The following is a 25,676-nucleotide window of genomic DNA, read 5'->3' on the forward strand; positions in this document are numbered from 1 at the left end:
TTGACAATAGGGTGGTGAGATAGCGGTTATATGAATTTATTTGTATTTGATATTGAAACAATTCCGGATGTCGAAGCAGGGCGCTTACTGAATGATTTTCAAGGACTTAGTGATGAAGACGTTGTTTCAGCCATGGAGCACCTCCGCGTACAGCAATCTGGCACCACGTTTCAACCGCTATATTTGCATAAGATTGTGGCTATTTCGGCCGTTTTTCGTCATGGCGATAAAGTTAAAGTATGGTCGCTTGGTGAAGAAGATGCTGATGAAAAAGAGATAGTCCAACGATTTTTTGATGGCATAGAACGCTTTGCGCCGACGATCGTTTCATGGAATGGTTCTGGTTTTGATTTGCCAGTGCTGCATTACCGCGCCATGAAGAATAACGTGGTTGCTCAGAAATACTGGGACACGGGTGAAATCGATAACCAGTTTAAGTGGAACAACTACATCAGCCGTTACCATAATCGCCATATCGACTTAATGGATTTACTGGCTTTATATAACCCTCGTGCAAACGCGCCTTTGGATAAAATCGCTTCAATGTTAGGCTACCCCGGTAAAATGGGCATGAGCGGTGCTAAAGTCTGGGAAACTTATCATGAGGGTAACCTCAAAGCCATTCGTGATTACTGTGAAACCGACGTGTTGAATACTTACTTAGTGTATTTACGCTTTGAAGTTATGCGTGGCAATTTAACCGCAGAAGAGCTTGAGGCGGAAGAAACGTTCTTAAAGCAGTACCTGAAAGAAGAAAACCAACCACACTTTAACGAATTTTTAGAGGTTTGGGGCGGCCAATAGTCGGGCCTTTCCTTTATTAAAGTCATATTTAGCGACAATTTAGCAAACAGAGACCGAATTTAATGGCGAGAAGAAGACGTAGAAAAGCATTACCCAAAGATCCTGTCAGAGCAGAAGTGCATGCTTTTTCACATGAAGGCCGAGGTATTGCCTCCGTCGAAGGTAAAACGGTATTTATTGATAACGCACTATTGGGTGAAGATGTATCCTTTATCTACACCGAAAAGCGTGGCAAATTCGACGAAGGTGTCGCCGAAGAGATTCATCGCGCCTCTGACGATCGAGTAACGCCTCCTTGTGTTCATGCCGATATTTGTGGTGGTTGTAGCTTGCAGCATATGAGCAATTCTGCGCAAATTACGCATAAAGAATCCGTCATGATTGAACAGCTTAAGCATTTTGGCGGTTATGACTTATCCGATAGCGATTACGAGCTGGTTGAGCCGATGCAGGCAGAAGTACTCGGTTATCGTCGTAAAGCACGCCTTGGTGTTAAGTTTGTGCCTAAAAAGGGCGGTGCGTTGGTTGGGTTTCGCGAAAAACGCAGCAGCTTTTTAGCGACGATCGACTCCTGTGAAGTGTTAGACCCGCGTGTTGGTCAATTGATTACGCCGCTGAAAAATATGATCTCAGAGCTGGATACGAATAACAAAACGGCGCAATTAGAAGTTGCCATGGGCGATGACCAAGTGGCCTTAGTGGTGCGCCATTTAGAGCCTCTGACTGACAAAGATCACGAGATGTGGGTTGAGTTCGGTAAAGAGCATGGGCTGTATATTTATCTACAACCGAAAGGCCCAAAAACGGTACACAAAATTTATGGCCCAGACGAGCGTGATTGGCTTAGCTACCAGCTGGACGAGTTTGGTGTTGAGCTGTTATTCCATCCGATGGATTTCACCCAAGTCAATGCCAGCATCAATCAGCAAATGGTGAAACGCGCTATCGACTGGTTAGAACCGAGCAAAGATGACCGAATTCTTGATCTATTTTGTGGTCTTGGGAACTTCACCATCCCGCTCGCGACACAAGTTCACAACGTCGTTGGCGTCGAAGGTAGCGAAGACATGGTCGAGCGTGGTGGTATGAACGCCAAACACAACAACCTCGACAACGTAAAATTCTACGCCACCGATTTACAAGCCGACTTCACACAAGAAGAGTGGGCGCAAGAAGGCTTTAATAAAATCCTCATCGACCCGCCAAGAAGTGGCGCATTAGACGTGGTACAAAACATTGCACGCTTCAATCCTGAACGCATCGTCTACGTCTCCTGCAACCCAGCGACACTGGCCAGAGACAGTGGCGAATTAAAGGAAAGAGGGTATAAGTTGGTTAAAGCGGGAGTGATGGATATGTTTCCGCATACGGCGCACACGGAATCTATCGCTCTTTTCCAGAAAGTCTAAAATACTTAATTTCTTTGTTAAAGAGTCGCTTAAAATGCTCAATGACCTTTTAGGTCACCTCCGCTTTTGCGCGACTCTTTGCCTCGAAATTAAGCATTTTATTTCTTTCTGGGTTTTGAAAGCTTCTAAAATCACTTTATGCCTTGTCTTGAATGAAAAATCCTGCTTTAAAACCATGTCGGGGAGATAAAAAGTAGTCTCAAAGCAATTTTATATCCCTTTCTGATAACCTACTGTCATCCCGCGGCGATGACTGCGGATTAAAATCGCGGGGAGCGATTTTGAACAGCTAAGCTGACCTTTGGTTAAATACGAAGATGTATTTCATAATCCAGTGTCTTTCTAAAGGGAAAACATAACCTCGGAGACGTTTCACTTCTTCGAGGCTAAGCTTGTTCTATCTTTGCCAACCTTCAGTTGCCATGATTTTTTGCGCTCTTTCTGTAATTAGGAAATCAAGAAACTTTTGTGCCTCTGGGTCCGCTCCTGGTGATATGACTACATTGACATCACGCCAGATTGTACGCTCTGCTCCTAACGGGACGAGTTCCAGTTCATCGGGGTGTGAAATGGGCCAATTTGGCCAAGTGATCCAAGCATCAGCTTCTAACTCCTTAAATGCTTTAAAACTAGCTCCAGATCCTAGAGAGTAGGATATTATGTTTTTTCGAAATAAAGCAATGTCAGTTAGTGAGCCAGCGCGTCCAGCAACATCCTCCCAAGTTCCAGTTCCTGATGTATTGTAAACCCCCTTACCTTCGGTCACGACAATCTTCATACCTTCCACTAGGAGTGCATCGAATCCTTTAATATTTTTTGGATTCCCTTTTTTTACAGCTATGATTGTTGGTCTGATATAAATTGGGGTAACTTTCTGATGATCAAAAGTCTTATAAGTTTCTAGGAATGCAGTCATTGATTGCTCTGAGGTTCCCCATAATACATCGGCGTCTGCTTGGGCCTTCGCAGACCATCTACTTTCTGGCCCTGCGATTATTTCCACTTTAGTCCCGGTTTCTTTTTCCCAAACCTCGGCAACTTTTCTAAATGCAGTATGAGGCCCCCCTGCGCCATAGAGTTTTACCACGTTGTCTTTCGGCTGGTGTTTGATTGAAGGGTCAAAAAGAGTGGTTTGTCCCATTGCTGGTAAAGCAATAGCGCATAAGATGCCTAAGAAGCTAATGTTTTTCATTGCATGTCTCCCAGTTTATTGAGGTTAACGTACGTAGTTTCTAAATTTTAATACTATATACCTGACTATGGTTTACTTGCCACTTTAAATTATACTAGTGAGGCTCAGTTATAACTTAATTGTTAGGTGAATGAAAGGAATCCCCTTTGGGGGATGTATTTCATAATCCAGTGTCATTGCTTAGCTCAATGTGAGAGGAAAACCTCGAAGGCGTTTTACTTCTTCGAGGCTACGCTTGCTATTGATTATTTCTAGAGCAAACAAACGAAACCAAGTCATATTTACTTGAGCCATTAACTAAGTTCGCCCACTGAGTTTTCTTGTATATTTTAATATTAGATTGCTTGTTTTCTCCGTAACCTAAATCTTGATACCGTTTAGCCTTACAATCAATTCGTGTAATCGAATACCCGTGACTCATAGAGCTTACGCGGCTATGTGTTGAGCGTAAAAATTCACCATCTGCTTCTACAGAAATAAGGTAATACTTGGCGCTTTCTTGGCTACTTCTAGGTATTAACTCACCCTCTGGTTTTGTTGTTGAGTTAGTGTTGGGTGACTTAGTGCTGCCGTCCGTACAAGATAAGAAAGTTAGTGAAAGAACTGCAAAGAATATTGTGTAAGTTAATTTCATAAGCTCTCCATTTATTTATAATTAGATATATTATCCGATTTAGTATGTAACACTTTAATATTGTGAGACTTTTTATACAAGTTACCCGATAGTTAATAATTAATATGGGCTTACCTTAACTGTTTGCTTGCGCCAATTACCCCTTAAAGTTAGCCGAGAGAGACAAAGTTATAGCGTAAATTAGGCAGGACGCCTAATTTAGCTAAGACGAAACATGGAGGTTTCGTTTAGCGGCGCGTGAGTAACTTTGGTGAGCGAGGGGAGTGCGGAGCACCTAACGTCTGGGGCGAGTTTTTTGGTTCGTTTTTTGCTCGTACAAAAAATGAACGTTAAGAATGGTTTTTTTGCATTAATAATAGGTAGTGTGCTGAAGACACTGGATTCCGTATTACCTGAAGGTATTCCTCATAGTCGCAGTACTGAATGACAAGTTGGATATTCAGGTTTGTGCGGTGAGAGGCCATAGTAATTGCCGGTGGCACAAGAGAAGTGATAAAGACGTTTAACCCAGTGACTTTATAAAAGTTTTAATAAAACCTCGAAGGCGTGTCATTGCTCCGAGGCTACGCTTGTTCACTTAAAGCAGTTTTATGATTCTATCTCTGTATGCCGGTTTTTTGATAGTTTGCTCTAAAATTAGAAAGCGTTAAACTTCTTTATAGTTGCCATTACTTTAAGGTTTAGTATGAGAACCATTGGTTTCGTTGCAAAAGAGTTAGGAATCAGCGTTGAAACAATTAAGTTCTATGAGCGAAAGGGCTTAATAAAACAACCCGTTAAGCCAGAAAGTGGGTATCGAGTTTATGATCACACTATCACACAAAGGATAGAGTTTATTTTGAAAGCTAAGACGTTGGGGTTTACATTAAATGAAATCTCATCGCTATTAAGGTTAAGCAATGATTGTAAGGAAGTTGAGCGTATAGGCTTAAAAAAACTGGCAGTTATACAGGAAAAAATCAATGATTTGAGGAAGTTAGAAACTGTAATTAAGCGCTTGACCGAGAATTGTCAAAATAATCAAGACGCTACATCTTGTCCAATCATTGAATCTTTAAGCAACTCTTGACTCGGTACCATAGTACTGCCTCTATACTGTCGAGTAGTTTAAACTCGATTTGTAAGGTTCATTTATGATCACAAAAGTTGCAGATAAAGTAGGTTCGGGTGGTGTTTGGTTAGCTGCTCTAAGCTGCACGGCTTGTTTTCCAGCTCTTGGTTCATTAGCTTCAGCGCTTGGTTTAGGTTTTTTATCCACGTTTGAAGGTATTGCTATTAATATATTGCTACCAATTTTTGCATCAATTGCATTGTTGGCCAATATCTATAATTGGTATAAATATAAAAATCTTTTTCGAGGGTTTTTCAGTATTTTAGGGCCTTTAGCTGTCTTACTTACTTTGTACCCTTTGTGGGCTTATGGTTGGAGTAGTTATCTATTTTATTGCGGGATACTGCTAATGGTTATCATGTCGGTTCTTGATATTATTAAACCCGTTAAGGAGCCATCATGCAAAATATAGAATTAAAGTCGACAATTACATGCCCGAAGTGTGGGCATAACAAAACTGAAGAAATGCCAACGGATGCTTGCCAATGGTTTTATGAGTGTGAATCTTGCAATACTCTAATTAAACCGTTGAAAGGTGATTGTTGCGTATATTGTTCTTATGGAACCGTAAAGTGCCCACCGATACAAGAAGGAGGCTCTTGTTGTTCATAGGCATTCAGTCGGTTTTCTAAATTATTTGATATTTTTAATGATAGCTTTATTGGTATCGTGCATCACCTTTGTCATGGCCGTGATAAGTGTCATCATTTGTTGTCGTTGTTGATTTGCAGACTGTAAGTTGATTTGCATCATTTCACTATCATTTTCTAGCTCTGATAGTGCCTTTTCGAGGCGTTCTGAATATTTCTCTAAGTCGGCGGCGGCTTTTAAGAGTTTTGGTCTTTGCGACTTCGATTCACTTTGTAATCTATAAACCTTTTTTATTAAATAATCGCTTCTCTGTATGTCTCTTTTGATATGAGCATATTTCTTCTTACTAAGCTTATCTTTGTCGACTATCGAGTAAACGTTGTTTAGGTTGGTGTTCCAACGGGTTAGCTTTGTCTTATTTATATAAGTTTTACTTAAAGGCTGGATTTGTTTCTTCTCAATGACTGAGTCCGTTTTAATGTTGAGATTGGTTTTAGTTGGCTGCTGTATAGAGTTAGCCATGCTTGTGCTTGCGGCATTGAGCAGTACCGCTGACATCATAAAACAGATAAAGGTTTTCATAGTAATATTTCCCGCTATCTTTTAGCCTTTATGATTATTAAGGAAATGCAGTTCTTCGTCTAATATACTGGTCACATTACATGAAATAATCGTTAAGTTGTTTATAGGCTCAAACCTCGAAGTCACTTTATTCCTTCGAGGCTACGCTTGCTTTAAAGCCAGAACTTAACTTTTCTTAGGCTTAGATTGCAATGTGCGGATTTTCAAGCTTGCTCCAATTACCCCTCAAAGTTAGCCGAGTGAGGTAAAGTTATAGCGTAAATTAGGCATGGAGCCTAATTTAGCTAAGATGAAACATGGAGGTTTCGTTTAGCGGCGCGTGAGTAACTTTGGTGAGAGAGGGGAGTGCGAAGCACCTAACGTCCGGGGTGCCTTTCTTTTGGTTACTTTTCTTGTGTGCCCAAGAAAAGTAACCAAAATATTTAAGCCACTGCCCCCGGTAAATGACGATAAGAAGCAGTAAAAGAATTAGGGCTTACCATTAAGTACAATCGAAGTAAGGCATTATACTATTGATGACGAGATTCCCGCTTTCGCGGGAATGACATCATATAGTGACCGCGGGATCCAGCAAGTTTGATTAAACGTTATATCATTACTCCAAATCGAATCGATCGGCATTCATGACTTTGGTCCAAGCGGCAACAAAGTCGTTAACGAACTTTTCTTTGTTGTCGTCTTGAGCATAGACTTCGGCGTAGGCTCGTAGAATCGAGTTGGAGCCGAAGACCAAGTCCACACGCGTAGCGGTCCATTTGACGGCGTCGGTTTTGCGATCACGAACTTCATACAGATTGTTACCCGCGGGTTTCCATGAATAATTCATGTCGGTAAGGTTCACAAAGAAGTCATTGCTGAGTACGCCTTCATTGTCTGTGAAAACACCATGTTTGCTTCCGCCATGATTTGTACCAAGAACTCGCATCCCGCCGATTAAAGCTGTCATTTCTGGTGCTGTAAGCCCCATCAGCTGTGTCCGATCCAGTAACATTTCTTCGGCACTAACCGCGTAGTCTTTTTTCAGCCAGTTACGGTAACCGTCATGCAAGGGTTCGAGCGGCTCGAATGACTCGATGTCGGTCATGTCATCAGTGGCATCACCGCGTCCTGGAGTAAATGAAACCTCAACCTTAACGCCAGCTTTTTCCGCAGCTAACTCAATACCGACGTTACCAGCGAGTACGATGGTATCGGCCAGGCTTGCGCCCGACTCTTTTGAAATAGACTCTAATGTGGTCAGTACTTTTGACAGACGCTGTGGCTCATTAGCTTCCCAGTCTTTTTGCGGGGCTAATCGAATACGCGCTCCATTGGCGCCGCCGCGAAGGTCTGAGCCTCTGAAGGTTCTCGCGCTATCCCATGCCGTCGTAACCATGTCGCTAACGGATAATCCACTGTCTTTGATGGCATTTTTGACTGCATCAATACTGTAGTCGGTAGGGCCTTTAGGAACAGGGTCTTGCCAGATGAGATCATCCTGTGGTGCATCAGGGCCAATGTAGCGCTGTTTTGGCCCCATATCGCGGTGGGTTAGTTTAAACCAGGCGCGAGCAAAGACTTCTGAAAAATACTCGGGATCTTTGTAAAAGCGTTCGGATATTTTTCGATACTCAGGATCCATTTTCATCGCCATATCGGCATCGGTCATAATGATATTGCCCTGTTTTGATGGATCTTCGACATCAACAGGTTTATCGTTTTCGGCAATATCTACCGGCTCCCATTGCCATGCACCTGCAGGGCTTTTCTTCGATTCCCACTCATGGTTGAGTAGCATATGAAAATAGCCGTTGTCCCACTGAGTAGGGTGAGTCGTCCAAGCGCCTTCGAGACCACTTGTCACGGCGTCTCGACCAATCCCGCGCTTGGTTTTGTTGTTCCAACCTAAGCCTTGCTCTTCAATGTCAGCCGCTTCAGGCTCTGCTCCTAATAGGTCTGCATCGCCATTACCATGACATTTACCTACAGTATGTCCGCCAGCAGTTAACGCGACGGTTTCTTCATCGTTCATCGCCATGCGCTTAAATGTCTCACGCACATCATGGGCCGTGCGTAGCGGATCAGGGTTTCCATCAACGCCTTCAGGGTTAACATAGATTAAGCCCATCATGACCGCTGCAAGAGGGTTTTCGAGTTCGCGCTCGCCTGAGTAACGGCTATGTTCGTTGGTGCTTGGGGCTAACCACTCTTTTTCAGAACCCCAGTAAGTGTCGATCTCTGGATGCCAAATATCTTCTCGACCAAAGGCAAAACCATAAGTCTTAAGCCCCATGGATTCATAAGCGATAGTGCCAGCATAAGCCAATAAATCTGCCCAGCTGATTTTATTGCCGTACTTTTTCTTAATAGGCCAAAGAAGGCGACGAGCCTTGTCTAGGTTTGCATTATCAGGCCATGAGTTAAGAGGGGCGAAGCGAATATTTCCTGTCGATGCGCCACCACGACCGTCGGCGATACGATAGGAGCCGGCCGCGTGCCACGTCAGTCTGATCATTAAGCCACCGTAATGACACCAGTCGGCAGGCCACCAGTCTTGGCTTTCAGTCATTAATGCTGTTAAGTCTTTCTTTAAGGCATCAAAGTCGAGAGTTTTGACCGCTTCACGATAATTGAAGTCTGAAGCCATGGGATTTGTTTTATCATCGTGCTGGTGCAAGATATTAAGGTTTAGGCTGTTGGGCCACCAGTCAGTATTCGAATTACTGTTCTTAGTGACTGCACCATGCATTACTGGACACTTTTTGTCAGACATGAGTATCTCCTTATCTAAGTATTCATGCTTACTTCGGAGCTTATGGATTAAGCGTTTAACCGCTAAGCATTTGAATAAAAATTTACTATAGCACACCTTTTTTCAATTACTTCGTGATGATTCTACTTATAGAAATGCTCTATGAAGGTAGTTGTTTTTTTAGATTATGGATACCGACTTACTAGAGTCGGGATGAGCTCTGTGATGAGCCTCAGGTTGTTTCTTAGTCATTGAAATATGACAAATTCTGGTTTGTGGCTTAATTCCCTGAAACGACCTTCCAAATTTTTTTGATACTGCTAATATGGTCTTTTCATGGATTATAAAGTCAGCTTTAACGAGGCTTTAGATTAATAACGATTAAAAAATTAAAGACCAGCTAGCATGAAACGGAAAGAGCACGATATATTTGATATAGTGAAGTCCGGTCACTTTGACTTTGACCAATGGTTAGATCTGAATGAGCTAACTCTGGCGGATAAAGCGAAAGCGAAAATGGAAAAAGCCGTTAAGCTGGCCGAAAAACATGCCTCTATCACACCCATTATTCGTTTAAATACTTTAGCAGCTGGACTTGAGTTGGCAGAAGTGTTGACACATTTCAATGCCGATAACGAAACGTTAACCGCAGCTATTTTACTACCGGCAGTGATCAGTCAGTCTATTGATTCAGATTCGTTGAAGAAGCACTTCGGAACCAACATTACAGAATTGGTTAATGGTGCAGGCCAGATGGAAGCGATGCGTTCGCTACAGCAGTCATCGGGCGCTGAGAATGATGAGCAGCAGGTTGAGAGCTTACGCAAGATGTTGTTGGCGATGGTTAATGATGCTCGTGTTGTATTGCTTAAATTGGCTGATCGCGTGGTGACTTTGCGTCACATCAAAGATGCTGAGCGTGAGTTACAAATCGTCTTTGCCAAAGAAACCAAGGATATCTTCGCACCATTGGCGAACCGTTTAGGGATTGGTCAGTTAAAGTGGGAGTTGGAAGATTTAGCTTTTCGGTATTTAGAGCCGAAAGCCTATAAAAATATAGCAAAAAACCTGCGTGAGAAACGGGTGGCCCGCGAGCAGTATATTAGCGATGTCCTTGAGTTACTGAATAATAAACTGGCTCAAGAGTCGATCAAAGCTGATGTCACAGGGCGCGTAAAACATATTTACTCCATTTGGAAGAAGATGACTCGTAAAAAGGTTACTTTCGAAGAGATTTATGACGTTCGCGCGGTGCGAATTTTAGTGGATAAAGTCCAGGATTGTTATGCCACCTTAGGCATTGTGCATGGCAGTTGGCAGCATATCCCTAAAGAGTTTGATGACTATGTGGCGACACCGAAAGAAAATGGTTATCGCTCGATTCACACTGCGGTGGTGGGGCCTGAAGGCAAGGTTCTTGAAGTTCAAATACGCACCCATCAGATGCACGAAGAGGCGGAGAAAGGGATTGCGGCTCACTGGGCCTACAAAGAAGGAACAAACCTTCACCGTGTTGGCGTCGACGATAAGATTGAGTGGATGCGTCAACTTCTTGAGTGGCAGAGTGAGCTGGCGGATACGGCGAGTGATGATTTGTTGCAGGAGTTCCAAAGTTCGGTATCGGAAGATCGAATTTTCGTGTTCACTCCGCAAGGTAAAGTCATTGACTTGCCCGCGGGTAGTACGCCGATTGATTTTGCTTATCGGATTCATACCTCTGTCGGTCACCGCTGTATCGGTGCCAAAGTTCGTGGGCGTATTGTGCCTTTGACCCATAAACTGAGTACGGGTGAAGTCGTAGAGATAATGACCAAAAGTGAGGAGTTGCCGAGTCGAGACTGGTTGATTCCTTACAACGAGTACATCAGCAGCGCTAGAACGCGCCACAAAATCAGCCAGTTTTTTAATAAGCTGGATAAAGAAGATAACGCCAATGCGGGCAAAACTTTGCTCGAAAGAGAACTAAGTCGCGCCCACTTATCCGATGTCGAGCACCGTGAGTTAGCCCAGCGGTTGCACTTGGCGAGTGAGCAGGAACTTTATATTAAGATTGGCTCCGGTGATCTGAGTATCACCCAAGCGCTTAATCGTGCCAAGGAATTCAAAGAAACTCAAAAGCCGCGTCGTGATATTAAGCCTACATTGCGACAGAAAACTAAGCGCCAGTCTTACAGTGATATTTCTGTTTCAGGCGTTGGCGATCTGCTGACGCAGATTGCGAAATGCTGTAAACCCGTGCCCGGTGAGGAGATTGTCGGCTACATCACTCAAGGCCGCGGTATTGTTATTCATCGACAAAGTTGTACCCATGTTAAAAAAGCTCATAAAGATCGTCCAGAAAGGTTAATTCCTGTGAGCTGGGAAGGTGAGGCGACCAATGCTTACGCGGTAGATTTGCATATTGTGGCTATGGATCGTAAATCACTACTGAAAGACATTACCACTATCCTAGCTAACGAGCAGGCGAGTATCACCGACTTATCAACGCACAAGCGAAATGAGCAAGTCGAACTGCGGATAGAGGTAGAGCTCAGTCAGATTGATGACTTAAATCGTGTCATGACATTAATCAAGCAACTGCCGAATATCTTTTCGGTGGAGCGGAAGACGAACTAATGATGAAGCATACCGAACGTTTATTAGAGATCATGCAGACACTGCGGGATCCTGATCAAGGCTGCCCTTGGGATAAGAAGCAAACCTTTGAAACGATCGTCCCTCATACCCTAGAGGAGGCGTATGAAGTCGCTGATGCCATTGAAAACGGCGATATGGCAGAGCTTCAAGGCGAACTTGGAGACCTGTTGTTTCAGGTAGTGTTTTATGCGCAATTAGGACAAGAGCAGAATTTATTTGATTTTGAGTCGATTGCCGAAGCAATGTGTGACAAGTTGGTGCGACGTCATCCGCATGTATTCTCGGATACCTCTTTGGAGTCGGACGAAGCGATTAAGCAAAATTGGGAAAAGCTTAAGCAACAGGAGCGTCAGTCTAAAAACCATGAAAACACGAGCCTTTTAGACGATTTGCCCCGTTACTTTCCCGCATTATCGCTGGCACAAAAAATGCAAAAAAGAGTAGGGCGACATGGTTTTGACTGGCCAGAAATTAATGGGGTGATAGAAAAACTTGAGGAAGAAGTTGCTGAGTTAAAGGAAGCTATAAACAACGACGATAAAGCTCATATTGAAGAAGAGTTGGGCGATCTGCTATTTAGTTGCGTTAATTTGTCTCGTCACTTAAAACTTGATCCCGAAGCTACGTTAAGAAAAAGTTGTCGTAAATTTGAGCAGCGATTTCGAACTCTAGAAGCCATTATTAGTAGTGACGGTATGAATGTAGAGACTGCAAGCTTAGAGGAACTTGAAACGGCTTGGCAGAAAGCCAAGCGCTTAAAGTACTAGTTTTTAGGAGCTTTGGCGATAATTCTATCGAGATGATTCGCAAATTTCATTCGGTCTCCATGGTCTAATGGCTGTGGGCCACCGCTTTGAATGCCGCTGGAGCGCAAGGTTTCCATAAAGTCACGCATCGTCAGGCGGCCTTTGATATTTTCCTTGGTAAACAGTTCGCCTCGTGGGCTTAGCGCGGTACAACCTTTATCAATGACTTCATCAGCCAGAGGAATATCGGCTGTGATAACCAAGTCTCCTGAGTTGGCGCGACGAACAATTTCATTGTCCGCAACGTCAAAGCCTGACTCGACCTGTACTGACTTGATAAAAGGTGAGGGGGGTACTTTAATATACTGGTTTGCAAAGAGACAGGTGTGGATCTCAGCTCTTTGCGCTGCTCGAAATAAAATGTCCTTGATGACCACTGGACATGCGTCTGCATCAACCCAAATTTTCATGGTGCTTTCTTAGATAGGAACGATTGATTAGGATCATATAGAATTGTTGCTGTGATGTCCTTGTGTTTGGGTAATTTAATATAAAAAACTCCTCGCCAATCATCGGACCTTTTTGATATACTGTTTTCCCGTCCTGGGAGTCCTTTCTTCTCTAAGACATACGTATGTAATTTAGTCACTTTAGCAGTGGCAGTATGCTTTATTTTTACGCGAAAAGTTAAATTAAAGCATTGATTTTCAAAGAATTAGGTTTCATCAATCGTAAAATAGCTTGTATGGCGTTAACCATAGGCAAGTATTTTGCGATTTGTTGTATTTAATAGCAGTTTTCATAAAGTTCAGCAGTTGGATTAGGCTTATGACCAAGTATGTATTTGTAACCGGTGGTGTTGTTTCTTCTTTAGGTAAAGGTATCGCGGCGGCCTCTATGGCGGCTCTTCTCGAGTCTCGTGGCCTTAACGTTACTATGATGAAGCTTGATCCATACATTAACGTTGACCCTGGCACTATGAGCCCTTTCCAGCATGGTGAGGTGTTTGTGACCGATGATGGCGCAGAGACTGATTTGGACTTGGGCCACTATGAGCGTTTTGTGCGTAATAGCATGAGCCAGCGCAATAACTTTACCACAGGTCGAGTTTATTCTGATGTGCTGCGCAAAGAACGTCGTGGCGACTATTTGGGTGGCACCGTTCAGGTGATTCCTCATATTACGGATGAAATTAAACATAAGGTCAGAGAAGGCGCAAAAGGCGCCGACGTCGCCATGGTTGAAGTTGGCGGTACGGTTGGTGATATTGAGTCGCTACCGTTTATGGAAGCGATTCGTCAGCTGCGTTTTGAAGTTGGCAAAGAAAACGCCATGTTCGTGCACTTGACGCTTCTACCTTATATCGCGGTTGCTGGTGAGTTAAAAACGAAACCGACGCAGCACTCGGTAAAAGAATTACGTTCTATCGGTATTCAGCCAGACATGTTGATTTGTCGCTCTGATCGCGCGATTCCTGCTAGTGAGAAGGCGAAAGTGGCTTTATTCACTAACGTTAAAGAGCGCGCGGTAGTTTCGCTGCAAGACGTTGACAGTATTTACCGAATCCCATCTATCTTATTGAACCAAGGTGTCGATCAGTTAATTTGTGAGCGTTTCAAGATTGATGCGCCTAAAGCTGACTTGGCTGAGTGGGAAGAAGTTTTATACCGTGAAGCAAACCCTAATGGTGAAGTGAATGTCGCCATGGTCGGCAAGTACATGGATTTAACGGAAGCCTACAAATCATTAACCGAAGCGCTAAAGCACGCTGGCTTACACAATCGTCAACAAGTGAATATCCATTATGTGGATTCACAGGATGTCGAAAAACGTGGCACAGACATGCTTAAAGATATGGATGCTATCTTGATCCCTGGCGGCTTCGGCGAGCGTGGTGTTGAAGGGAAAATTGCAACTGCTAAGTACGCGCGTGAAAACGATATTCCGTATTTGGGTATTTGTTTAGGTATGCAGGTTGCGGTGATCGAATATGCTCGTCATAAAGCCGGATTAGAGAATGCGAATAGTTCTGAGTTTGATGGCGCTACGCCGAATCCTGTAGTTGGTTTAATTACTGAGTGGATTAACCGTGATGGTTCAACCGAAGAGCGTACGGATGATTCTGACCTGGGCGGTACCATGAGACTTGGCGCACAACCTGCCAATGTAAAGTCAGGAACTAAAGCGCATGATATTTATCAAACTGATGTGATTAATGAGCGTCATCGTCACCGTTATGAAGTTAACAATAACTTACTACCAAAGCTTGAAGAAGCAGGCCTTGTGGTATCATGTACTTCAAGCGAGAAAAAATTAGTAGAGATGATTGAGTTAAAAGATCATCGTTGGTTTGTGGCGTGTCAGTTCCACCCAGAATTCCGCTCTACGCCACGTGATGGTCATCCACTATTTAGTGCATTCATTGCTGCAGCAAAAGATTATCACGCTGAAAAAAGTAACGCTTAAGCTGCGGTGCAACATTGGCATAAGCCAAAGGTAGTTATATGAAGTTATTAAATTGGGAAGTAGGTATTGATCAGCCGTTTTTCTTGATCTGTGGTCCGTGCGTTATTGAAAGCGAACAACTTGCTATCGATACCGCAGGATACCTGAAGGAAATGACGGAGCGTTTAGACATCCCGTTTATTTATAAGTCCTCTTTTGATAAAGCGAATCGTTCATCGAGTAAAAGCTTTAGAGGACCAGGTCTAGAGAAAGGCCTAGAAATCTTACAGAAAGTAAAAGATCAGGTTGGTGTGCCTGTGTTGACCGATGTCCACGAAGATACGCCGATTAAAGAAGTTGCTGCTGTGGTTGATGTGATGCAAACGCCCGCATTTTTATCGCGTCAGACTAACTTTATACGCAAAGTATGTGAACCCGGTATTCCCGTTAATATCAAGAAAGGTCAGTTTTTGTCGCCATGGGACATGAATAATGTGGTTGAAAAGGCTCGTGAAACGGGCAACAACAACATCATGGTCTGTGAGCGTGGAGCGTCGTTTGGTTATAACAACCTGGTTTCGGATATGCGCTCGTTATCCATTATGCGTCAAACCGGGTGCCCAGTTGTTTACGATGCCACTCACTCCGCTCAGTTACCTGGTGGGCAAGGTGAGTCATCCGGTGGCTTACGCGAAGTGATTCCAGTCTTAGCGCGTGCTGCGATTGCAGCAGGTGTTTCGGGGGTCTTTATGGAAAGTCATCCAGATCCAAGCATAGCCAAGTGTGATGGACCAAACTCTTTCCCAATGTACCGCATCGAAGAAACCTTAAAGGTCATGAAAGAGCTGGATACCATTGTTAAAAAAGCAGGTTTTGCCGAAGACTCTATTACTGACTTTGGCAGCGGTGACTTGCTGTAACTGTTTTAAGTTATTTGTAGTTTAATTGTATTTGAACACTATTTACTTTGAAGATAGAGGGTGTGATTTTGAAGATCAAAAATGTTATTGGACGTGAAGTTCTAGATTCTCGTGGTAACCCAACGGTAGAAGCAGAAGTCGTTTTGGAGAATGGGGTTAAGGCCATTGCTTGTTCCCCATCAGGTGCTTCTACAGGTTCTCGTGAAGCCTTAGAGCTTCGTGACGGTGATGTGTCGCGTTACTTAGGTAAAGGCGTATTGAAAGCTGTTAAGTTCGTCAACAATGACATTAAAAATGCTCTAGTGGGCAAAGACGCTTCCGATCAAGCTGCTATCGATCAGGTGATGCTTGATTTGGATGGTACTGAGAACAAAGAAAAGCTTGGTGCCAACTCTATCTTGGCGGTATCGCTAGCAAACGCGAAAGCAGCGGCACAAGCTTCTGGTAAATCGCTTTATGCGCACATTAACCGTGATGGCAAATACTCCATGCCAGTACCGATGATGAACATTATCAATGGTGGTGAGCACGCCGACAATAACGTTGATATTCAAGAGTTCATGGTTATGCCAGTTGGCGCTCCGACTTTTTCAGAAGGTTTGCGTATGGGCGCAGAAATTTTCCACAGCCTACGCAAAGTACTTCAAGCAAAAGGCTTAAACACTGCGGTTGGTGACGAAGGTGGATTTGCCCCAGACTTAGGTTCTAATGAAGAAGCAATTCAGGCTATTGTTGAAGCAGTCGACAAGGCTGGCTATAAGCTAGGTGATGATGTTGCTCTAGCGCTAGATATCGCGTCGAGCGAATTCTATAAAGACGGTAAGTATCATTTAGCTTCTGAAAATAAAATCTTAAGCTCAGAAGAGTTTGCTGATTATTTAGCGGACTGGGTTGAGCGTTATCCCATCGTTTCTATTGAAGACGGTATGGATGAAGGCGACTGGGATGGCTGGAAAGCACTAACGGATAAAGTTGGTGACAAGTGTCAGCTAGTTGGCGATGATTTGTTTGTAACCAACACTAAGATCCTACAAGAAGGTATTGATAAAGGTATCGCTAACTCTATTTTGATTAAAGTGAACCAAATCGGCACTTTGACAGAGACACTCGCGGCGATTGATATGGCGCATAAAGCTGGCTACACAGCGGTTATTTCACACCGTAGTGGTGAGACAGAAGATACGACTATTGCGGATTTGGCGGTGGCAACTGCGGCGGGACAAATCAAAACGGGATCATTGTGTCGTTCAGACCGTGTAGCTAAATACAATCAACTACTAAGAATCGAAGGTGAGTTAAATGGTTCAGCGCCTTATCCTGGTTCTGGCGCATTTAAGTTTAAAAAATAAGAATATGTCATTCCCGCGAAAGCGGGAATCTACGTTCTATTGACTGGTCTCCAGAGATTCCCGCTTTCGCGGGAATGACGCTGAGGCTTTATTAACGGATAAATTTCTGGCATTGTTTATTTTATGAAATGGGTGGCTCTAACATTGGTCGTGATTTTAACGACGCTTCAATACCGAATTTGGTTCGGGGAGTCTTCTTTTCGTGAAATAAAGCTACAGCAGGAGCGAGGTGACAATATCCGACAAGAGAATAAAGAGTTGGAGCTTAGAAACCAGAAAATTGTCGCTGAGATTACCGACTTAAGGGATGGCAGAGATGCTATTGAGGAACGAGCCCGTTATCAACTTGGAATGATAAAAGAGGGTGAAGTCTTTATTCGAATTTTGGATAGCCATTAGTTGAGCAATGAACATGAGTTCTGAACGTATTTGGGTGGTTATTCCAGCAGCGGGTATCGGCTCTCGTATGAACTCGGGTACCCCAAAGCAATACATTAAGATCGAAGATAAAACCATCCTTGAGTACACCATAAACCGCTTTCTTGAACACTCTAAAGTGCATAAAGTGGTGGTGGCACTTAACCCGAACGATAAAAATTGGCAAGACTTGCCTTATCAAGAGAACTCGCGAGTCATTACCACCAAAGGTGGTGAGAATCGTGTGGACTCTGTTTTGTCGGGGTTGGATCAGATACGTCAGTTTGAGGGTACTGAGCATGACTGGGTTATGGTTCATGATGCGGCTAGGCCGTGCCTCAATCCGCGCCATATTGATGACTTAGTCGAAAGCAAAGCGACTTCCCCCGATGGTGCAATACTGGCAATAGGCGCTGTAGATACCGTTAAGATTGCGAATAACCATCAGTCAATTGAGGCCACTATTGATAGGGAAACCGTTTGGTTGGCCCAAACACCACAGTTTTTCCCACTCGAGACATTACGTAAAGCTATCCGCGTGGCTCTGGACAGTGAGGCGACAGTGACTGATGAAGCTTCAGCAATGGAGGTGGCAGGCTATCATCCAGCCCTTGTTATTGGTTCTAGGCAAAATCTTAAGGTGACTGAGCCGGAAGATCTAATGTTAGCCTCTATTTGGCTTAATCGGGGTATATAACCAAATTGTCATAAAGCTCGGTTGACAGAGTGTGAGAATCAGGTTTTAATACAGTCTATGAAAACATTATTAAACACATTGCACCATCATCACCATCACACAAACGTGTTGGCGGTGAGCTAGTGTCTTTAATAATGTAGATATCATTAAAGAATTTTGTAAAGCCCCGCCATTGAGCGGGGCTTTTTTTTTGCCTTTTACTAATACAGCAAATCAACCATTAAGTGAAAGAGTCGAGATAGAGTAAGAACTATGAATTTAATCAGTCAATTACATCATCACCATCATACACTTCGCGAGCGACGGTGGGATGAGTTGTACATGGCTAAATAACTCTCAACAAAGAATTCCAAACCCGTTGCTCCGAAAGGACAGCGGGTTTTTTCGTTTTTAGGCTTTAAATTTTTTAAATATTGATACTTAGGAGAAAGACAATGACTTTGAAAATGGTAATTCCAAAGGGCAAGCTTTACGACAAGGTGGCGGAGCTATTATCGGAAGTGGGTTTAACCCTAATAGGGGATAGCCGAAATTATCGACCGAAACTATACGGCTGTGACATTGAGGTTAAGCTATTGAAAAGCCAGAATATTCCAGAAATGGTGGCGTTAGGACAACACGATATTGGTTTTGCGGGTATGGATTGGATTCTTGAGCAGGAAGCGGATGTCGAAGTCTTAGAGGACTTGGGCTTCAACCCTGTAAAGCTAGTATCCTGTATTCCAGAAGAGTGGGACTGGGAGGACGTTAAACAGCGAAAGATTATCGTTGCGTCAGAATATAAAAAAATTGCGAATGATTACTTAACGAAGCTTGGAGTGCCATTTAAGTTATTGCGTGCTTACGGTGCGACAGAAGTCTTTCCGCCTGAAGACGCCGATATGATCATTGATAATACCAGTACAGGATCGACAATCCGCGCGAACCGTCTGAAGATTGTTGATACAGTGATTGAAAGCTCGACACAGTTTATTGCTAACAAAGAGATATTAAAGGACCCAGCGAAGAAAGAACAAATTGATAATCTACTACTGTTGATGCGCGGTGTTATGAATGGACGTAAGCGTGTTTTACTTGAAATGAATTGCGGAAAGGACACCATTGAGCAAGTGGTCAACTTGTTACCAGCGATGCGAGCACCAACGGTTAGTGAGCTATATAACGCCGACGGTTTTGCCATTAAAGCAGCGATTGAGCGAAAACTCATCAAAGATTTGTTGCCTAAACTTATCAGCGCTGGCGCGACGGACATTCTTGAAACACCTATTCGGAAAGCACTATGAAGCCCATGTATCAAAATAATCTAGATTTAGACGCTGCGGGCGGAAGCTCGGTTAAGCCATTAAAGCTAGACTTTAATGAGCGTTCAGATAGCCGACCTTTGTGGCTGGCGGAGCTAGGAATTTCAACCGACTGTTTATGGCAGTATCCGGATAAAAGCGGTTTACAGCAACAGGCAGCAGACTTTTATCAGCTTGATCCTGAGCAGGTTATGTTAACCAACGGTGGTGACGAGTCTATCGAATTACTATTCAAGTTAGCATGTTTGCGTCAAAAGAAGTTGATACTGCCGTTACCTGCTTTTAGCCAGTATATAGTGGGCAAAGATAATTGGGGCAGCGACATCGATTTGATAGAGCCTTTAGAGGATATGCGTATTGACTTGCAATCAGCACTCGCAGCGTTAGCATCCAATTCTATCTTGATTTTAACCAGCCCCAATAACCCTACTGGTGAGCTCATACCTTACGATGACTTAGTGAGCGCATGTAAAAAGGCCAACGCAGTAGGCGCGTCTGTATTTTTGGATGAAGCCTATATTGAATTCGCGGGCGATGATTCTCAAAGCTTAGGGTTAATCAGTCAGTTCGATAATGTGGTGATCCTAAGAACGCTGTCTAAAGCTTTTGGTTTAGCAGGAATTCGTTGTGGTTATTTATTAGGGCAGCAAGTTATGATTAGGCAGTTTCAACAACTGGCGATGCCTTTTAATCTGCCATCGCCAACCATAGAAATTGCAAAGCAAGCCTTTACTGAGAGTGCCAAGCTGGAGGTGTCTAATTACGCGCAGGTCATCGCCCAGAATCGCGAACAGATTTCAGAACTGTTGATTTCATCAGGGTTAGACTTAGTTGATAGCAGCGCGAACTTTGTTTTTGTTCAAGGAAGTTCGGCTAAACTACGCTTGATAAAAGCAGCTTGTCAAAAACGCAATATCACCATTAAAACACAGTTATCGGGTCTTTCTGCGGCGCGGGATGATATTGAAGCTATTCGGATAACCATTCCTTTTTATATCAAATCATTGTTAACAGCCCTGCGTTTGGCATTACAGCCTGAGCTGATTTGTTTTGATATGGACGGTGTCTTGATTGATACCCGTAAAAGCTACGATGCCGCGATAACATCAACCGTGAGACGTTTTACCGATACAAGCATCGCGCAAACAGATATCGAGCGTTTACGCAGTCAAGGCGGCTTTAATAATGATTGGGTATTAACGCAGGCATTAATCCGTGAGCTAGGTAAAGATATTGATTTAGAGAGTGTTACGGAAACGTTTCAGGATTTTTACCAAGGCACCGAGGAGAAGAAAGGGTTTAAAACATTAGAGAAGCCACTCATCAACAATGATCTCCTTAAGACTCTTTTTATTACACGCTCAAGAACGTTAAAGACGGCAATTGTGACTGGAAGACCAAAAGATGAGGCGGTTGAAGGTTCACAATTTATTGGTGCGCGAAACACTTTAGTCATTAGTGATAATGACGTTGAGCAGTCAAAGCCAAATCCAGAGGGAGTACTCAAAGCGAAGCAGTTTTATGGCAAAGAACTCTGCTGGATGTTAGGAGATACGCCTGATGATATGGCTGCGGCCAATGGCGCCGGAGCTATGGCTATAGGCATTGGTCACGATAGCTTATACCAGTACGGTGCTGATTTAGTGCTAGAGTCTGTGAATCAATTGGAGGAGTTGCTATGAGTAATACCATCACTTTAAGTCGTGAAACCAAGGAAACCACGATTGAGCTGGCGCTTAACATTAATGGCCAGCAGCAGGTATCAATAGATACAGGGTTACCCTTTTTTGATCACATGTTAAATCAATTAGCGACGCACGCTGGCTGGGATTTGAAGTTAAAGTCTAAAGGCGATTTAGAGGTTGATGATCATCACCTAATAGAAGATGTGGCGATTTGTTTAGGCCAAGCCTTTAATCAAGCGTGGCGACAGCAAGGAAACATCGTGCGCTATGGTCAGCGTTTATTACCAATGGACGCTAGCTTGTTAATGGTTGCTGTTGATGTGTGTGGTCGTGCTTATGCGATAACTGACTTACCTTTTTCGCGTGAAAGTTTGGGCGGCATTGGAACGGAAATGTGGAAGCACTTTTTCTACACTTTCGCCATCAATAGCGCCATAACGCTGCACATTAAAACCGAGTACTTTGACAATAATCACCACTTAGTGGAGGCGAGTTTTAAAGGCTTGGCGTTTGCTTTGCGTGAGGCGCTTCAAGTCAGTGAGCGTAATAATAGTACCAAGGGTGTGTTATGAGTTCAGCGTTGGGCATAAAAAAGGTGGGCGTGGTCAATACCAAAGCGGGGAACCTTTTTAGTTTATTTGCTTGCTTGCGACGAATAGGTTTTGAGCCAATTACCGTGAACACCACGCAAGACCTCGAGCTTAATGAATTATGTGCTCTGGTGATCCCGGGGCAGGGACGTTTTGGTCAGGTGATGAAACAGTTAAAGGCCACCAAGCTGGACCAAGCGATTCAAATGTGGAGCCAGCAGGGAAAGCCTTTATTGGGAATTTGTGTTGGCTTACAAGTCATGTTTGAGCAATCTGACGAAGACCCTGGTGTTGAAGGGTTAGCTTTGTTTGAAGGAAAAGTGACGCGACTGCAAAGTCCTAAGCAGCCGATGGTTGGTTGGTGCCAACTCGATTCACAAGAAGCAAGATTTAAGAATCAGATTGTTTACTTCGTAAATAGTTATGGCGTTAAGTCATCCCCTGTAGCTGTGGCTACGGTGACTTATGGGGAAGAGTTTGTTGCCGCCATTAATCAAGGCAATTTATGGGCCTTTCAATTTCATCCCGAAAAGTCGGGGCCAATTGGCGAGGAGATGATTAAGCAATGTCTACGTTAAATCAACAAGTCGGACTGATACCTCGAGTGATTGTATGTCTCGATGTTGCCAATGGCCGTGTCGTCAAGGGGGTTAACTTTAAAGGGTTGGCTGATATGGGCGATCCTGTAGAGCTGGCTTTACGTTACCAAGAACAGGGCGCTGATGAAATCGTCTTTTTAGACATTAAAGCAACTTTGGAAAATCGTGCCAATGCCCTCGAAACCGTCACTCGTGTGGCACAAAATTTATCCATACCTTTTACCGTAGGTGGCGGGTTGAATAATTATGACGACGTTGCACAGTTTTTAAATGCTGGGGCTGACAAGGTGGCGCTAAATTCTGCCGCTGTGAAAAATCCTTCACTGATTAATCAAATAGCCGATGGCTTCGGTTCTCAGTGTGTGGTGGTGGCGATCGATGTGAATAAAGACGAGGTCGATGATTATGCGGTATACGTTAACGGCGGCCATGTTAAAACAGAAACCAATGCTTTTGACTGGTTTGCCGAGGTTGAGCAGCGAGGCGCTGGAGAAATTTTATTGACGGCAATGCACCGGGATGGCACTGGCATCGGCTTTGATAATGAGCTGATGGCTCGTGTGGCAAAAGAGCGCAACATTCAAGTTATCGCCTCGGGTGGTGCATCCAATGCCGAACATTTTGTCGATACTTATCAGGCGGGCAGTGATGCAGCTTTAGCGGCAGGTATGTTTCATCGTGGTGAGTACTGTGTTGATGACGTAAAGCAAGCGCTCAAGAAACAGAATATATTAACTCGCTGAGGCGAGTCTTAGGAGTGAAGTGAGATGTTAATTCCAAGTATTGATTTATTAGACGGTAAAGCTGTGCAGTTGGAGCAGGGCAATCCTGATAGAAAGATTGTTGAAGAAGCCGATGTTTTTGGCTTACTTGAACGTTTTTCGCTTTTTGGTGAGGTGGCTATCATTGATTTAGATGCCGCATTGGGACGAGGCAGCAATAAACAGCTGATCAAGCAACTCATCAAAAAATATCCGTGCCGAGTTGGCGGTGGTATCCGTGATTATGATACCGCACGCGAGTATCTGTCGGCTGGCGCAAAGAAAGTGATTTTGGGTACTTCGTGTCGTTCTGACTTTGTGAAAAAGCTTCCAAGTTCGCAGCTGATATTTGCGATTGATGCAAAAGGTGATGACTGGGTGACGCATGGTTGGCAATCAACAGATACGGTGAAAGTACTCGATCTCATTCAAGAGATTCAAGGCAACTGTTCCGAGTTTTTGTACACGCAGGTGCAAAAAGAGGGCATGCTGGGTGGTATTGATGAAAAAAGAATTCAGCAGGTGGTCAAGACTTCCAAAATTCCCGTCACCGTTGCTGGTGGCATCACCACATTGGACGACATTCAGTTCATCAATAAACTGGGGTCGAATAGCCAAATAGGAATGTCGGTGTATACCGGTCGCTTAAAGTTAGACGATGCGTTATTAAGCTGTGTTGATTTCGATAAAGCGCCACTAATGCCGACCATTGTGCAGGATGCGGAAACGGATCAAGTGTTGATGCTGGCGTACTCAACCAAAGAATCTTTACAGCAAGCTATGATCAAAAAAGCAGGGATTTATTATAGTCGCTCACGTCAGGAGTTGTGGCAGAAAGGCTTAACCAGCGGTAACATCCAAGAGCTCGTCAATATTGATTATGACTGTGACGGTGATACGTTACTGTTTAAGGTGAAGCAGTCTGGAAATGCTTGCCACTTCGAGCGCTATAGTTGTTTTGCGACACAAAATCGCGGGTTCGATCTGAACGTTTTAGATCGTGTTTTCGAGCAGCGACTAGAGGATTTATCGAGTGGTGTCAACGGAAAGTCCTTTACTCAAAAGCTATTCGCGAGCGAAGATTTGCAAATCGAAAAGCTTAATGAAGAGTGCCAAGAATTGATCGAAGCGCGCGATAATGACGAGGTTCGCTGGGAAGCTGCGGACTTGATTTTCTTTGCGCTAGTTAATGCCAAAGCGAAAGGGGTGTCGGCAAACGAAATTATCAGTGAACTGGGGGCGCGTAATGCAGACTAAAAACGATTCACAAATTACTCAGTGCTCTCAGTGGCAAAGAGAGTCGAGTAACAGTCAGTCTGATGTTGAGCCTAAGGTACGTCAACTTTTGGCAGAAATCGCACAGCAGGGCGACGAAAAGATTGAGCAGCTGAGCCAAGAGTTTGATGGTTTTTCGCCGCAATGGATTAAACTGAAACCTTATGATGAATACGGTTTAGAGGCGTCATTGGTTGATGCGATTACTTCTGCGGGTGAGCGCATTGAAGCATTTTCTCAGTTCCAGAGAGACAAGCTTACCGACAGTACCTATCTTGATGATTGCGGTGAGTTTGGGTTTCGTTATCAAGCGATTGAGCGGATTGGTGCTTATATTCCAGGCGGACGTTTTCCGTTGATTTCAACGGCACTGATGACCTTGATTCCAGCAAAGCTTGCAGGGTGCCAGTCGCGTATTGCTTGTTCGCCGTCAGATCATCCCGCGGTCTTAGCCGCAGCGAGTTTTGCAGGAGCAACCGGTTTCCTCAAAATCGGTGGTGTTCAAGCGATAGCTGCTTTGGCCTATGGCTATAAAGAGCTTGAGCCGGTTCAGATGGTCGTAGGCCCGGGTAACCAGTACGTTAATGCTGCAAAGCAAGGGCTAAGTCAGCAGGTACAAATTGATGCGGCGGCGGGGCCTAGCGAGTTGTTGATTTTAGCGGATGCCAACATCAATCAAGAGTGGGTTATTGCCGATATGGCAGCACAAGCTGAGCATGATCCGCAGGCACAAAGCTTACTGATTAGCGATAGCCTTGAGCTTTTAGAGTCTGTAGAAATGGCCTTAGCGGCAGATGACGAGCTGGCTAAACTGCTAGAAGATAAACAAATTATCTTGCTGCTAGCAGATTCAACGGCGCAAATGATTGAGTTTAGTAACCGTTATGCGCCTGAGCACCTGCTATTGGCTGATCAGCGAATCAACCAAGATCTTTTAATCAATTTCGGTTCACTGTTTATTGGTGAAAACAGCGCTGTCGCCTATGGTGACTATTGCTCAGGTCCTAACCACACGTTACCTACTATGGGCACAGCCAACCGCTCTAGTGGTTTAAGTGTGTTGAGTTTTCTCAAAGTTCAATCGGTGCAAGCGGTGAGTGAGATAGGTCGGCAGAAGCTTTCAGATATTGGTCAGAAAATTGCCGAAGCGGAGCAATTGGTTTGGCATCAGAAGAGTATGACGGTAAGATCCAGTTAATT

The 25,676-nt window shown here is 43.9% G+C and carries 24 protein-coding genes; 19 read left to right on the forward strand and 5 right to left on the reverse strand.

All coding sequences use genetic code 11. The features are described 5' to 3' along the window. Window positions 1-30: 30 nt before the first annotated feature. Together ABD943_RS10325 and rlmD are read left to right on the forward strand one after the other, a co-directional pair. A complete protein-coding gene (locus ABD943_RS10325) occupies window positions 31-804 on the forward strand; it encodes a 3'-5' exonuclease (RefSeq protein ID WP_345293106.1) in 774 nt (257 codons plus the stop codon). 62 nt (window positions 805-866) lie between these two features. Then, window positions 867-2,213 (forward strand): 23S rRNA (uracil(1939)-C(5))-methyltransferase RlmD, encoded by a 1,347-nt coding sequence (gene rlmD / locus ABD943_RS10330; protein WP_345293107.1) that lies wholly within the window; start codon window positions 867-869, stop codon window positions 2,211-2,213. A 397-nt stretch (window positions 2,214-2,610) separates the two neighbouring features. Here the strand turns inward: rlmD and ABD943_RS10335 are convergent, their stop codons facing one another. After that, a complete protein-coding gene (locus ABD943_RS10335) occupies window positions 2,611-3,405 on the reverse strand; it encodes an extracellular solute-binding protein (RefSeq protein WP_345293108.1) in 795 nt (264 codons plus the stop codon). Window positions 3,406-3,643: 238 nt separating this feature from the next. Next, the gene (locus tag ABD943_RS10340; protein WP_345293109.1) at window positions 3,644-4,039 is read right to left on the reverse strand and encodes a hypothetical protein; all 396 of its coding nucleotides are present in this window, start codon (window positions 4,037-4,039) and stop codon (window positions 3,644-3,646) included. A gap of 685 nt (window positions 4,040-4,724) precedes the next feature. On the opposite strand from ABD943_RS10340, the gene ABD943_RS10345 reads away from it, so the two are divergent. The 3 genes from ABD943_RS10345 (at window position 4,725) to ABD943_RS10355 (ending at window position 5,762) form a co-directional block, all read left to right on the forward strand. Next, window positions 4,725-5,108, forward strand: coding sequence for a MerR family DNA-binding transcriptional regulator (locus ABD943_RS10345; protein ID WP_345293110.1), 384 nt, complete (start codon window positions 4,725-4,727; stop codon window positions 5,106-5,108). Window positions 5,109-5,172: 64 nt separating this feature from the next. Further along, window positions 5,173-5,562 carry an organomercurial transporter MerC gene (merC, locus tag ABD943_RS10350; RefSeq protein ID WP_345293111.1) on the forward strand — a complete coding sequence of 130 codons (390 nt, stop codon included), beginning with the start codon at window positions 5,173-5,175 and terminating at the stop codon, window positions 5,560-5,562. Beyond that, window positions 5,550-5,762, forward strand: coding sequence for a GDCCVxC domain-containing (seleno)protein (locus ABD943_RS10355; protein WP_345293112.1), 213 nt, complete (start codon window positions 5,550-5,552; stop codon window positions 5,760-5,762). Before merC ends, ABD943_RS10355 begins: the two co-directional genes overlap by 13 nt. 21 nt (window positions 5,763-5,783) lie before the next feature. Here ABD943_RS10355 and ABD943_RS10360 read toward each other — a convergent pair whose 3' ends face one another. Both ABD943_RS10360 and katG read right to left on the reverse strand, forming a co-directional pair. Then, window positions 5,784-6,323 (reverse strand): hypothetical protein, encoded by a 540-nt coding sequence (locus tag ABD943_RS10360; RefSeq protein ID WP_345293113.1) that lies wholly within the window; start codon window positions 6,321-6,323, stop codon window positions 5,784-5,786. Between the two features lie 595 nt (window positions 6,324-6,918). Continuing rightward, complete coding sequence (gene katG / locus ABD943_RS10365) at window positions 6,919-9,075, reverse strand: catalase/peroxidase HPI (RefSeq protein WP_345293114.1); 2,157 nt, start codon at window positions 9,073-9,075, stop codon at window positions 6,919-6,921. Window positions 9,076-9,459: 384 nt separating this feature from the next. Between katG and relA the strand changes: the two genes are divergently transcribed. After that, window positions 9,460-11,670 carry a GTP diphosphokinase gene (gene relA, locus ABD943_RS10370; protein ID WP_345293115.1) on the forward strand — a complete coding sequence of 737 codons (2,211 nt, stop codon included), beginning with the start codon at window positions 9,460-9,462 and terminating at the stop codon, window positions 11,668-11,670. Next, a complete protein-coding gene (mazG, locus tag ABD943_RS10375; RefSeq protein ID WP_345293116.1) occupies window positions 11,670-12,458 on the forward strand; it encodes a nucleoside triphosphate pyrophosphohydrolase in 789 nt (262 codons plus the stop codon). Before relA ends, mazG begins: the two co-directional genes overlap by 1 nt. Here the strand turns inward: mazG and ABD943_RS10380 are convergent. Beyond that, complete coding sequence (locus ABD943_RS10380; protein WP_345293117.1) at window positions 12,455-12,907, reverse strand: YaiI/YqxD family protein; 453 nt, start codon at window positions 12,905-12,907, stop codon at window positions 12,455-12,457. The two genes, mazG and ABD943_RS10380, sit on opposite strands and share 4 nt — an antisense overlap. A 358-nt stretch (window positions 12,908-13,265) precedes the next feature. Between ABD943_RS10380 and pyrG the strand changes: the two genes are divergently transcribed. From pyrG to hisD, 12 genes are all read left to right on the forward strand, one after another. Then, window positions 13,266-14,903, forward strand: a complete 1,638-nt coding sequence (gene pyrG, locus ABD943_RS10385; protein WP_345293118.1) for a CTP synthase — start codon at window positions 13,266-13,268, stop codon at window positions 14,901-14,903. A gap of 38 nt (window positions 14,904-14,941) precedes the next feature. After that, window positions 14,942-15,802: a 3-deoxy-8-phosphooctulonate synthase gene (gene kdsA / locus ABD943_RS10390; RefSeq protein WP_345293119.1), complete on the forward strand. Its 861-nt coding sequence runs from the start codon at window positions 14,942-14,944 to the stop codon at window positions 15,800-15,802. Between the two features lie 65 nt (window positions 15,803-15,867). After that, window positions 15,868-17,151, forward strand: coding sequence for a phosphopyruvate hydratase (eno, locus tag ABD943_RS10395; RefSeq protein WP_345293379.1), 1,284 nt, complete (start codon window positions 15,868-15,870; stop codon window positions 17,149-17,151). A gap of 123 nt (window positions 17,152-17,274) precedes the next feature. Further along, window positions 17,275-17,550, forward strand: coding sequence for a cell division protein FtsB (ftsB, locus tag ABD943_RS10400; protein ID WP_345293120.1), 276 nt, complete (start codon window positions 17,275-17,277; stop codon window positions 17,548-17,550). 13 nt (window positions 17,551-17,563) lie between these two features. Next, entirely contained in the window at window positions 17,564-18,265 is a 702-nt protein-coding gene (gene ispD, locus ABD943_RS10405) for a 2-C-methyl-D-erythritol 4-phosphate cytidylyltransferase (RefSeq protein WP_345293121.1), read from the forward strand. Window positions 18,266-18,699: 434 nt separating this feature from the next. Next, entirely contained in the window at window positions 18,700-19,548 is an 849-nt protein-coding gene (hisG, locus tag ABD943_RS10410) for an ATP phosphoribosyltransferase (protein WP_345293122.1), read from the forward strand. Continuing rightward, window positions 19,545-21,248, forward strand: coding sequence for an aminotransferase class I/II-fold pyridoxal phosphate-dependent enzyme (locus ABD943_RS10415; RefSeq protein WP_345293123.1), 1,704 nt, complete (start codon window positions 19,545-19,547; stop codon window positions 21,246-21,248). The genes hisG and ABD943_RS10415 overlap by 4 nt, the downstream gene beginning before the upstream one ends. Next, window positions 21,245-21,823 carry an imidazoleglycerol-phosphate dehydratase HisB gene (gene hisB / locus ABD943_RS10420; protein ID WP_345293124.1) on the forward strand — a complete coding sequence of 193 codons (579 nt, stop codon included), beginning with the start codon at window positions 21,245-21,247 and terminating at the stop codon, window positions 21,821-21,823. Before ABD943_RS10415 ends, hisB begins: the two co-directional genes overlap by 4 nt. Further along, entirely contained in the window at window positions 21,820-22,419 is a 600-nt protein-coding gene (gene hisH / locus ABD943_RS10425; protein ID WP_345293125.1) for an imidazole glycerol phosphate synthase subunit HisH, read from the forward strand. Before hisB ends, hisH begins: the two co-directional genes overlap by 4 nt. Next, window positions 22,407-23,183: an imidazole glycerol phosphate synthase subunit HisF gene (gene hisF, locus ABD943_RS10430; RefSeq protein ID WP_345293126.1), complete on the forward strand. Its 777-nt coding sequence runs from the start codon at window positions 22,407-22,409 to the stop codon at window positions 23,181-23,183. The genes hisH and hisF overlap by 13 nt, the downstream gene beginning before the upstream one ends. Before the next feature lie 24 nt (window positions 23,184-23,207). Then, entirely contained in the window at window positions 23,208-24,458 is a 1,251-nt protein-coding gene (hisI, locus tag ABD943_RS10435) for a phosphoribosyl-AMP cyclohydrolase (RefSeq protein ID WP_345293127.1), read from the forward strand. Next, a complete protein-coding gene (hisD, locus tag ABD943_RS10440) occupies window positions 24,448-25,674 on the forward strand; it encodes a histidinol dehydrogenase (RefSeq protein ID WP_345293128.1) in 1,227 nt (408 codons plus the stop codon). The genes hisI and hisD overlap by 11 nt, the downstream gene beginning before the upstream one ends. Window positions 25,675-25,676 lie beyond the last annotated feature (2 nt).

It is taken from the genome of Kangiella marina (assembly GCF_039541235.1).
Classification (GTDB): Bacteria; Pseudomonadota; Gammaproteobacteria; order Enterobacterales; family Kangiellaceae; genus Kangiella; species Kangiella marina.

Bases quoted from the DNA above. Each gene is read 5' to 3' on its own strand.
- relA (WP_345293115.1), top strand. From the start codon at position 9,460: ATGAAACGGAAAGAGCACGATATATTTGATATAGTGAAGTCCGGTCAC.
- ABD943_RS10380 (WP_345293117.1), bottom strand. From the start codon at position 12,907: ATGAAAATTTGGGTTGATGCAGACGCATGTCCAGTGGTCATCAAGGAC.
- hisF (WP_345293126.1), top strand. From the start codon at position 22,407: ATGTCTACGTTAAATCAACAAGTCGGACTGATACCTCGAGTGATTGTA.
- hisD (WP_345293128.1), top strand. From the start codon at position 24,448: ATGCAGACTAAAAACGATTCACAAATTACTCAGTGCTCTCAGTGGCAA.
- hisH (WP_345293125.1), top strand. From the start codon at position 21,820: ATGAGTTCAGCGTTGGGCATAAAAAAGGTGGGCGTGGTCAATACCAAA.
- katG (WP_345293114.1), bottom strand. From the start codon at position 9,075: ATGTCTGACAAAAAGTGTCCAGTAATGCATGGTGCAGTCACTAAGAAC.
- rlmD (WP_345293107.1), top strand. From the start codon at position 867: ATGGCGAGAAGAAGACGTAGAAAAGCATTACCCAAAGATCCTGTCAGA.
- ABD943_RS10325 (WP_345293106.1), top strand. From the start codon at position 31: ATGAATTTATTTGTATTTGATATTGAAACAATTCCGGATGTCGAAGCA.
- kdsA (WP_345293119.1), top strand. From the start codon at position 14,942: ATGAAGTTATTAAATTGGGAAGTAGGTATTGATCAGCCGTTTTTCTTG.
- ABD943_RS10415 (WP_345293123.1), top strand. From the start codon at position 19,545: ATGAAGCCCATGTATCAAAATAATCTAGATTTAGACGCTGCGGGCGGA.
- ftsB (WP_345293120.1), top strand. From the start codon at position 17,275: ATGAAATGGGTGGCTCTAACATTGGTCGTGATTTTAACGACGCTTCAA.
- hisI (WP_345293127.1), top strand. From the start codon at position 23,208: ATGTTAATTCCAAGTATTGATTTATTAGACGGTAAAGCTGTGCAGTTG.
- ispD (WP_345293121.1), top strand. From the start codon at position 17,564: ATGAGTTCTGAACGTATTTGGGTGGTTATTCCAGCAGCGGGTATCGGC.
- ABD943_RS10335 (WP_345293108.1), bottom strand. From the start codon at position 3,405: ATGAAAAACATTAGCTTCTTAGGCATCTTATGCGCTATTGCTTTACCA.
- ABD943_RS10360 (WP_345293113.1), bottom strand. From the start codon at position 6,323: ATGAAAACCTTTATCTGTTTTATGATGTCAGCGGTACTGCTCAATGCC.
- hisB (WP_345293124.1), top strand. From the start codon at position 21,245: ATGAGTAATACCATCACTTTAAGTCGTGAAACCAAGGAAACCACGATT.
- ABD943_RS10345 (WP_345293110.1), top strand. From the start codon at position 4,725: ATGAGAACCATTGGTTTCGTTGCAAAAGAGTTAGGAATCAGCGTTGAA.
- pyrG (WP_345293118.1), top strand. From the start codon at position 13,266: ATGACCAAGTATGTATTTGTAACCGGTGGTGTTGTTTCTTCTTTAGGT.
- ABD943_RS10340 (WP_345293109.1), bottom strand. From the start codon at position 4,039: ATGAAATTAACTTACACAATATTCTTTGCAGTTCTTTCACTAACTTTC.
- hisG (WP_345293122.1), top strand. From the start codon at position 18,700: ATGACTTTGAAAATGGTAATTCCAAAGGGCAAGCTTTACGACAAGGTG.
- ABD943_RS10355 (WP_345293112.1), top strand. From the start codon at position 5,550: ATGCAAAATATAGAATTAAAGTCGACAATTACATGCCCGAAGTGTGGG.
- merC (WP_345293111.1), top strand. From the start codon at position 5,173: ATGATCACAAAAGTTGCAGATAAAGTAGGTTCGGGTGGTGTTTGGTTA.
- mazG (WP_345293116.1), top strand. From the start codon at position 11,670: ATGATGAAGCATACCGAACGTTTATTAGAGATCATGCAGACACTGCGG.